Source organism: Agrobacterium tumefaciens, assembly GCF_017726655.1.
In the GTDB taxonomy this organism is placed as follows: domain Bacteria; phylum Pseudomonadota; class Alphaproteobacteria; order Rhizobiales; family Rhizobiaceae; genus Agrobacterium; species Agrobacterium tumefaciens_B.
Genome location: NZ_CP072308.1, coordinates 2,905,301 through 2,913,790 on the forward strand (window position 1 = coordinate 2,905,301; position 8,490 = coordinate 2,913,790).

Below are 8,490 nucleotides of genomic sequence, written 5' to 3' on the forward strand. Positions count from 1 at the left end.
TTTTTTCGGTTTCGTGTCGTCAGTCCTATTCCGCGAATTCAACGACCACGCCGGGGCGGACCATCTTTGCCAATTCGGTCGCATCCCAGTTCGTCAGGCGGATACAGCCGTGGCTGTTGGTCTTGCCGATCTTGGAAGGTTCCGGCGTGCCGTGAATGCCGTATGTGGGTTTCGACAGGGCAATCCACACCGTACCGACCGGGCCGTTTGGACCTGGCGGAATCTGCAGGATCTTGTCGTTCTGGCCCTGCTTGAAGTTGATCTTCGGATTGTAGGTATAGCCGGGATTGAGCGCGATGCGCTCCACCGTATGCGTGCCGCTGGGTGAGGGCGTATCCGTAGAACCGATCGTAGCGGGATATGCGGCGATAAGATTGCCATCCTGGCCATAGGCGAAGACCTGCTTGATACCCTTATGGGCGACGATGCGGGCGACCTGGCCCTTCTTCGGCTCGCCGGGGTTCACGACCTTGATGATCGTGCTGGGCACGGAGAAATCGATCCCGGGGTTCAATTCCTTCAGGTAGTTCTCATCCATGTGGAACCGTTCCGCCAGGGCTTCCGTCGTTGACGTGAAGGAGAGCGCAGGCAGTTGCGATTTTTCGGCATAGTCGTCCGGAATTGAAGCGACGTAGGGACCGGCCGCATCGGCCGCCGTGATCGTGTAGTCCACGATCGGCATGCCGCCGGAAGCACGCAGCCGCTCGAGAATGTCGTCGGAATTGTTCGGGTCCAGCTTTTCGCCGGTCATGTCCTGCCAGGCGGCAATTGCCTTGTTGACGTTGTCGCCCATTTTGCCGTCGATCACACCGGGGGAAATACCCTCGCGGTCGAGGAAGGTTTGGAGTGCAACGATTTCCTGGCGCGACCGGTTGACGGGCGTCGTAACCGGCGTGTGTCGCTCGATCAGATGCTCCGGCTGTGGAACGGCGGCCGTTGTACTTTCGCCCGGCACAGGCTGACCCAGGGGGCCGCTCTCGACGGCGCCCGGCGCGGGAACGGAGCCGGTGTAGAAATTTTCGTCGAAGCCGTCGCCGCGATATTCGCGGTAGTCGCGTACGCTGCCATTGTCCTGATAGCCGTAGTCACGCTGTGGCTCGCGATACTGGCCGCCTGGGGCAGGGGGATAATAGGTTGTGTCGCGCTGCTGCCGTGCCTGCTGGCGCTGCTGCGGGTAACCGGATGGCATTTCCGTGGCGAGCAGGTTGCCATACTGGTCGTAAAACACGGTGCGGCCCATCGCATCCCGGCTGATGACGATATCGCTGCGTTCAGGCATGAAATCGAGAACCCGGCCATCCGGCGTCACAAGCATGGATTGCTCGCCATAACGCTGCTGCGCGCCAGCCTGTAGCGGGGCGAAAACTGACGCCAGTGCGACCGTCAGACCCAGAGCGGCGTTAAGAAAATGTTTCACGATTCTGCTATCCCTTGCTTCGTCACCGATAAACACACGCTAATCTTGACCCTATTGTGAAAAAGGTGAATTCGCGGTTAATGCAATCTTAATTTTCCTTACAGTTAGTAGCGTTTCCGTGATTTCTGCGTTTTTACTGCCACAGGGAGGCTGTCTTGCATTCTTTTCAGGCGGGCAAATCGCCGCGCATTTTCCTTGATGAAACCTCCGTCTTCGATATCGGGCCGTGCATCGTCGATGGCATCGACATCGCTCCCGGTCGCGCCATTCCCGATGATGGCGATCCGCGGATCGACCATTCGCTGGAAGGCTTCCTCTTTACCTGCGGTCCTGATCATATCCGCCATCCCGTGGTGATCGATGACGGTGGCGATGGGCGCCGATATCCGCTGCATGGCTCCTTTTCCTCGCATCCGGCAAAGATCATCACCTTCAACACTCACGAAACCAATGCGCTGGCGCGTGTAGAGGTTCCCGTAAAGCTGGCGGATGGTGGGACTGCGCTTCTTAATCGCACCTGGCGCATCGATGGTGAAAGCGGTGAAATCAGCCTCGACGACCGCATCGTCAACACATCGGAGCGGCCGATGCCGGTCTTCCTGATGTATCATATGAATGTCGGTGCGCGGCTGTTCGACGACGCCGTGCGGCTTGAAGGCGCGATGTTCGAGAATGGCGGCCATGGCTGGCGGTTTGGCGAAGAGCCGGGCAGCGTTTTCTGCGTTTCTGCCGGTAATGATGAATGGGCGGAACTGAAGCTCGGGCCGATTGCGGCCATCGGCGGCAAGACGTTGAGCGTCCGGTTCCGGACGGAGACACTGCCCTACCTCCAGATGTGGCGCAATCAGAAGGCACCCGCCAATGTGCTGGGTATCGAGCCCGTATCCCACCGTTGGGTGGAGCGCAGGGAGCTTGAGGCGGCCGGCGAGTTCAACATCCTCCAGCCGGGCGAAAGCCGCTCCTTCGGCCTGCGCTTTTCCATTCTTTGAGCCGTACCGAATGGAGATCGCCCGTCATTGACGCCGCGGTTTTGACCGCTTACATCGGATGCGGATTTCAAGGGTGACGGCCAGCGGAGGCACGAAGATGGATATCAGGCGCATAGACGACGAGTATTCGGTAACCGGACAGATCAGCGTCGCCGATCTCGACCAGATCAAGGCACTCGGCTTCAGGTCGATCGTGTGCCACCGCCCTGACGGCGAGGAAGAGGGGCAGCCGCTTTTCGCCGATATCGCAGAGCGCGCCGAGCAGCTTGGGCTGACGATCATGCATGTCCCGGTCGGTCGCTACGGTGTCGACGCCGATGCCGTTGCCGGCATGGTGGATGCGCTGGATGAATTGCAGCGCCCGATGCTCGGTTATTGCCGGTCTGGCGCGCGCTCCACCGCGATCTATGAAAAGACCCACCATCTGCGCGGCTGATCTTTCGAGCAGCTTCATTTCCAATGCCAATCAACAGGAGTTTTTCATGACCATCAAGCGTATCGAGCCGGGCAAGCGCATGAGCGGCGCCGTCGTTCACGGCAACACCGTTTATCTGGCCGGCCAGGTTGGCGAAGGCACGAGCGTGACGGAACAGAGCAAGTCGGCTCTTGCTGAAGTCGACCGTCTGCTGGCGGCTGCCGGTTCCGACAAGTCGAAGATCCTGCAGACCATCATCTACCTGTCCGACATGTCCACCTTCGGGGAGATGAACGCTGTGTGGGAAGGCTGGATCGACCCGGCAAACCCGCCGGCCCGCGCCACCAGCGAAGCAGCGCTTGCTACGCCGGACTACAAGGTTGAGTTCATCGTGACGGCGGCTCTCTGAGCCACGGTTTGATTGATGGGAAAGGCCGGGTCGCTGAAGGCGGCCCGGCCTTTTTTTATGGGATGGGGTCAAGAACTCTCCCCGCCATGCCGGGCTTGACCCGGCATCCAGCCACGGCGCGTTTGCGCCGTGAAAAGAGTCTTTTGCGATCAAGGACTTGATCGCGCTGGCCCCCGGATCCAGCCCGGGGTGACGGCGCGGCGTGGCGACATGGCCACAAAATGCCAAGTAGAAGCATTTTTCATGTTTTTTGAATCGCTTACGTCCGTCACCTCACCGGCGAAGCAAGCGCCTTCTCAAACTGTTTCAACGTCTCAACCCGCTCCGCAAACCATAGTCGCGCCAGATCATTTGCCGAAGCGAGATCGATGCCATCAGGGTCGATTGAGGTGATCGTCCAGCGCCCGGCCTTGGCGCCTGCGAGAACGGCAAGCCGGCCCGCTTCGCCCTTGATGGCGTTGAGGCGGGCCGCTTCGTTTTCCGCCGTCGCCATCAGTTCTTCTGCGCCTGACAGATCGGTGCGCAGATCGGTCGGGGTGATGTTGCTGGCGTTGCGGGCCGGTCCGCCATTAATCTGCACGCCTTGCGTCCGCAGCCGGTAAAGCCTGGTGTCGGGAAGGGAGAGATAGAGTTTGGCCTTGGGGTATCGGGCAATGTAGCGCGCGATGGCGAGCGGCACGTCATCCGGGCCGATCTGTTCCGCCCTGCCAACAAGTGTCAGTCGCGGCAGCGTCAGCGCATCGCCCTTGCCGAAGGGGGCGAGCGTGAGCGAGATACGCGGATCGCTTTCCATGTTGCGAGCATGCAGCGTCAGCCCGGCCGCAAAGAAGAACGGCGTGCCGTCAGGCTCAATGCCGATATTGGTAGCGGTCGTATAGGGATAGCCGCTGACGGGATCGAGCGTGGCGAGTGCTGCCGTGCGGGAGGTGTGCAGTACATCGCGGGCAACGCGCACGGCCTCAAAAGGCGCGCCGGCCGAGGGCTCGATCTTTGCGCCGCGTGGGGTGATGACGGGAGGGGCAACATCCGGCATGTTGTTTCCTAAGCTGTGAGTTTTACTCAGGATTTACACCATGCCGGGGCCATGTCCATCATCAATATCGGTGGGCAATATCAGGCCCGGGTTCTGATCTGTGTCAGCGTGCGCGTCGGCGTGATCGCTTCCGCATCCAGCTTCACCTCAATGATGGCAGGTTTTCCGCTGGCTCGCGCGCGCTTGAAGGCGGCGGCGAAGTCTTCGGTCTTTTCCACCGTTTCGCCGTGCCCGCCATAGGCTTTGGCGAAGGCTGCGAAATCGGGATTGACGAGATCGGTGCCGCTGACACGGCCGGGATATTCCCGCTCCTGATGCATGCGGATCGTGCCATAGGTGCCGTTATTGACCAGCACGGTGATGATCGGCAGGCCGTAGCGTACGGCAGTGATGAATTCCTGACCGTGCATCATGAAGCAGCCGTCGCCGGCAAAGCAGATGACCTCGCGCTCCGGGAACAGGTGCTTGGCGGCAACCGCCGCCGGCAGGCCATAACCCATCGAGCCTGATGTCGGTGCGGACTGTGTGCTGAAACGGCGGAAACGATGGAAGCGGTGCACCCAGGTGGCGTAGTTTCCAGCGCCATTGGTGAAGATGGCATCTTCAGGCACATTCGTCTCGATCCAGTCCATGATCGGACCCATCTGCACGGCGCCGGGTCCCGTCTGGGGCGGCGTCGACCAGTTGAGATAGGCCTCATGCATCGTTGCCGTGCGCGACGCCCACGCGTCGTTATGCGGCAGATCGACGGAGGCCAGCGCGGCAACGAAGTCATCCGGCGAAGCGCAGATGGCGAGATCGGGCCGGTAGACGCGCCCGAGTTCTTCGGCTTCCGGATAGATGTGGACCAGTTTCTGCGACGGGTAAGGGATGTTGAGCAGCGTATATCCTGACGACGGCATCTCGGAGAGGCGGCCGCCAAGGAGGACCACCAGATCGGCGCCCTTGATCTCCTTCGAAAGCGCAGGGTTGATGCCGATGCCGACGTCACCGGCATAGGAGGGGCTTAGATGATCGAACAGCATCTGGCGGCGGAACGAGCAGCCGACGGGCAGCTTGTATTTTTCGGCAAATGCCTTGAAGTCTGCGACGCTTTCCTCGGACCAGCGTGTGCCGCCGATGATGAAGACCGGGCGTTTCGCCTCAGCAAGCATTTTAGTAAAGGTCGCGATCTGGGACGGGCCAGGATGGGCCTCGACCGGAGTATAGGGCTTTGCCTCTGGCGCTTCGACCTCTTCAACCAGCATGTCTTCAGGCAGGGTCAGCACAACAGGGCCGGGCCGGCCGGAGGTGGCGACGGCAAAGGCCCGGGTGACGAATTCGGGAATGCGGCGGGCGTCATCGATTTCGCCCACCCATTTGGCAAATTCGGTGAAGGCGCGGCGATATTCCACTTCCTGAAAGGCCTCGCGCTCGCGAGCCTCGCGCTGCACCTGGCCGATGAAGAGGATCATCGGAATGGAATCCTGTCGGGCAATGTGCAGACCCGCAGAGGCGTTCGTCGCGCCCGGCCCGCGGGTGACCATGCAGATGCCGGGTTCGCCCGTCAGCCGGCCCCAGGTATCGGCCATCATGGCAGCGCCGCCTTCCTGACGGCAGACCAGTGTTTCAATGCCGCTCTCATAGAGGGCGTCGAGGACCGCGAGATAGCTCTCGCCCGGCACGCAGGAGACGCGGCTGACGCCATTGGCCTTCAACGCTTCGACAATCAATTGTCCGCCGGTTCTCTTCATGGCGCGGTGTTCCTTTCAATCGTTTCCAGTTCGGCCAGCACCTGCGCCTGATGTTCCCCGAGCTTCGGGCTCGGGCGTTCGTAACGCAGCGGTGTTTGCGACATTATAATCGGTGTGCGGACGCCGGGGATGACAGTGCCGTCTTCGCTCGCAAGATCGACGCGCAGGGCGCGGGCCTTGATCTGCGGATCGGCGAACATTTCCTCGATCGAGTTGATCGGTCCCGCAGGCACGGCATTCTTTTCGCAGGCGGTGAGAAGATCGCGCTTCTGCCATTTCAGCGTTTCGGCGGAAACGATCCTGCGCACCTCGGCCTTGTGGGCGACGCGGGCCCTGTTGGTCGCATATCGCTCGTCATCGGCAATGGCGTCGATGCCGAGAATCCCGCAGAGACGGCGGAACTGGCCGTCATTGCCGACGGCGAGGATGAGAAAGCCATCAGCCGTCGGCACCACCTCATAGGGCGAAATATTGGGGTGGGCGTTGCCAAGCCGCACCGGCGGCTTGCCGGAAACGAGATAGTTCATGTTCTGGTTTGCAAGAACGGCCGATTGCACATCCAGAAGCGCCATGTCGATATGCTGACCCTCGCCGGATCGCATGGCATGGATCAATGCCGCCTGAATGGCCGTGACGGAATAGATGCCGGTGAAGATATCCGCGACCGCAACGCCCGCCTTCATTGGCTGGCCGTCCGCTTCGCCCGTGATCGACATGAAGCCGGACATGCCCTGCACGATATAATCGTATCCGGCGAGATCGGCGTAGGGCCCTGTCTGGCCGAAGCCGGTGATGGAACAATAGATGAGCTTGGGGTTGAGAACCCTCAGGCTCTCGTAATCGAGGCCATATTTCGCAAGGCCGCCGCGCTTGAAATTTTCGATGACCACATCGGCAGTACGTACCAGCCGGCGCACCAGTTCGCAGCCATCAGGGGTCTTCAGGTCGGCGACGACCGACCGCTTTCCGCGATTGGTGGCGTGGTAGTAGGCGGCGGAAAGGTTCTCGCCATCATCGCTTTCCACGAAGGGCGGTCCCCAGGCGCGGGTGTCATCGCCACCCTCGGGGTTTTCAACCTTGATGACATCGGCACCCATATCGGCCAGCATCTGCCCCGCCCAGGGGCCGGCCAGAACACGCGCCAGTTCTATGACGCGAATGCCTGCGAGCGGCGCTTTCCTGTTCGGCATGTCGGTCATCTGTCCCCCGGTATTTGTGTCTGCCGGTTTATAGACCGCTGCTTGCCGCGTCGCATGTGATTTTATCTCATGGACTTATTCCGTTTTGGAACGGCACTAAACTGGGGCTGACACGGCAGCTTCGACATTCGTTGTGTTTGAGAGTCCCCTAATTCCGTCATTCCGGCTCAAGGCCGAAATGACGGGGAGGGCGTTTTACTGCCACCCACCACCCGGTCGCACCAGGCAGCGAAATCCGCAGCCGGGGCCTGCCAGCCGATTTCGTTCAGTGTCTCGTGCCGCATGCCCTTGTAGATAGTGTGTTCGACATGGCTGAAGCCCGCCTGGCGGAAACGCTCGGCCAGCCAGACGATCTCCCTGCCATCATTGGTGGCAGCATCCTGATCGCCGCTGACCAGCAAGAGCGGCAGCGTTTTCGGCAGGCGCTCGATGAGTTTTGGCGCTCGATAGGAGAGTTCGAAGACATCCTGCCAAAGGGAAACGCTTGCTTCGAACTGGCAGAGCGGGTCTTCCACGTAAGCGTCCACCGCAGCCTTGTCATGGCTCAGCCAGTCGGCATGGGTGCGCTTTTCTGGCATTTTTGCATTCCAGGCGCGGAAGGTGGCTTTGGGCAGGATCGCGCTCGGCACATCGGAGCCTTTCAGCATTTTCTCAAGCCGCAATACCACCTGTGCTAACCGACCCATAAAGCCGGGATTGAGATTGGAATTCCAGATCGACAGGCCATCGAAGGCATCGGGATGGCTGACAGCGGTGTTCAGCGCCACAAGCCCGCCCATCGACTGGCCGAACAGGATGACGGGCAGGCCGGGATGTCTTTCTGCCGCCATGCGCCGCATCGCCATGACATCGGCCACCACCTTTTCCACGCCATCCTTCCAGGCGAAGCGGCCGAGAGGCGCATCCGCCGCTCTCGTTCGGCCGTGGCCGCGATGGTCATGGGCATAGACCTCGAAACCCTGTTTCGCGAGCTTATCGGCAAACCGGCGATAACGCCCGGCATGTTCTACGAGACCATGGCAGATCATCAGAACGCCACGGGCGGGGGCGAGGGCGGAGGGCTGATGGCGGAAGGCGATGGATGCGCCGGAGGGGGCTTCCAGCCTCTCAATCCGGGTGAAAGCGAAGTTATCCGTCGTTTCATTCATTGTCACACCCATCGCGTGCTCACACAGCTTCTCATAATCATGGGGTCATAATCGTGCCAGAGGTTGCCCCAAGGTCCTATTTACCCTACATAGCGGCAAATTTCCCGATACGTACTCTTAAAAATCCGATGTGGAGCATTCGCTACA

At 60.5% G+C, this 8,490-nt stretch carries 8 protein-coding genes; 3 read left to right on the forward strand and 5 right to left on the reverse strand.

What is annotated here, in order from left to right:
- Window positions 1-25: 25 nt before the first annotated feature.
- On the reverse strand, window positions 26-1,417 hold the full coding sequence (locus AT6N2_RS14155; protein ID WP_209087537.1) for a L,D-transpeptidase family protein: 1,392 nt from the start codon (window positions 1,415-1,417) through the stop codon (window positions 26-28).
- Between the two features lie 155 nt (window positions 1,418-1,572).
- Here AT6N2_RS14155 and AT6N2_RS14160 point away from each other — a divergent pair, with 155 nt between their 5' ends.
- The 3 genes from AT6N2_RS14160 (at window position 1,573) to AT6N2_RS14170 (ending at window position 3,230) form a co-directional block, all read left to right on the forward strand.
- On the forward strand, window positions 1,573-2,406 hold the full coding sequence (locus AT6N2_RS14160) for an aldose 1-epimerase family protein (protein ID WP_209087539.1): 834 nt from the start codon (window positions 1,573-1,575) through the stop codon (window positions 2,404-2,406).
- A gap of 97 nt (window positions 2,407-2,503) precedes the next feature.
- Window positions 2,504-2,842 carry a TIGR01244 family sulfur transferase gene (locus AT6N2_RS14165; RefSeq protein ID WP_063950605.1) on the forward strand — a complete coding sequence of 113 codons (339 nt, stop codon included), beginning with the start codon at window positions 2,504-2,506 and terminating at the stop codon, window positions 2,840-2,842.
- A gap of 46 nt (window positions 2,843-2,888) precedes the next feature.
- On the forward strand, window positions 2,889-3,230 hold the full coding sequence (locus tag AT6N2_RS14170) for a RidA family protein (protein WP_004442838.1): 342 nt from the start codon (window positions 2,889-2,891) through the stop codon (window positions 3,228-3,230).
- Window positions 3,231-3,498: 268 nt separating this feature from the next.
- Here the strand turns inward: AT6N2_RS14170 and AT6N2_RS14175 are convergent, their stop codons facing one another.
- The 4 genes from AT6N2_RS14175 to AT6N2_RS14190 all read right to left on the reverse strand — a co-directional run bounded on the left by AT6N2_RS14175 (window position 3,499) and on the right by AT6N2_RS14190 (window position 8,343).
- Window positions 3,499-4,263: a HugZ family protein gene (locus tag AT6N2_RS14175; protein ID WP_209087541.1), complete on the reverse strand. Its 765-nt coding sequence runs from the start codon at window positions 4,261-4,263 to the stop codon at window positions 3,499-3,501.
- 80 nt (window positions 4,264-4,343) lie between these two features.
- The gene (locus tag AT6N2_RS14180) at window positions 4,344-5,996 is read right to left on the reverse strand and encodes a thiamine pyrophosphate-binding protein (RefSeq protein WP_209087543.1); all 1,653 of its coding nucleotides are present in this window, start codon (window positions 5,994-5,996) and stop codon (window positions 4,344-4,346) included.
- A complete protein-coding gene (locus AT6N2_RS14185; protein WP_209087545.1) occupies window positions 5,993-7,195 on the reverse strand; it encodes a CaiB/BaiF CoA transferase family protein in 1,203 nt (400 codons plus the stop codon). The genes AT6N2_RS14180 and AT6N2_RS14185 overlap by 4 nt, the downstream gene beginning before the upstream one ends.
- 167 nt (window positions 7,196-7,362) lie before the next feature.
- A complete protein-coding gene (locus tag AT6N2_RS14190) occupies window positions 7,363-8,343 on the reverse strand; it encodes an alpha/beta hydrolase (RefSeq protein WP_209087547.1) in 981 nt (326 codons plus the stop codon).
- Window positions 8,344-8,490 lie beyond the last annotated feature (147 nt).

Excerpts from the sequence above, each read along its gene's own strand:
- AT6N2_RS14165 (WP_063950605.1), top strand. The coding sequence starts at position 2,504 with ATGGATATCAGGCGCATAGACGACGAGTATTCGGTAACCGGACAGATC.
- AT6N2_RS14185 (WP_209087545.1), bottom strand. The coding sequence starts at position 7,195 with ATGACCGACATGCCGAACAGGAAAGCGCCGCTCGCAGGCATTCGCGTC.
- AT6N2_RS14180 (WP_209087543.1), bottom strand. The coding sequence starts at position 5,996 with ATGAAGAGAACCGGCGGACAATTGATTGTCGAAGCGTTGAAGGCCAAT.
- AT6N2_RS14175 (WP_209087541.1), bottom strand. The coding sequence starts at position 4,263 with ATGCCGGATGTTGCCCCTCCCGTCATCACCCCACGCGGCGCAAAGATC.
- AT6N2_RS14170 (WP_004442838.1), top strand. The coding sequence starts at position 2,889 with ATGACCATCAAGCGTATCGAGCCGGGCAAGCGCATGAGCGGCGCCGTC.
- AT6N2_RS14190 (WP_209087547.1), bottom strand. The coding sequence starts at position 8,343 with ATGAATGAAACGACGGATAACTTCGCTTTCACCCGGATTGAGAGGCTG.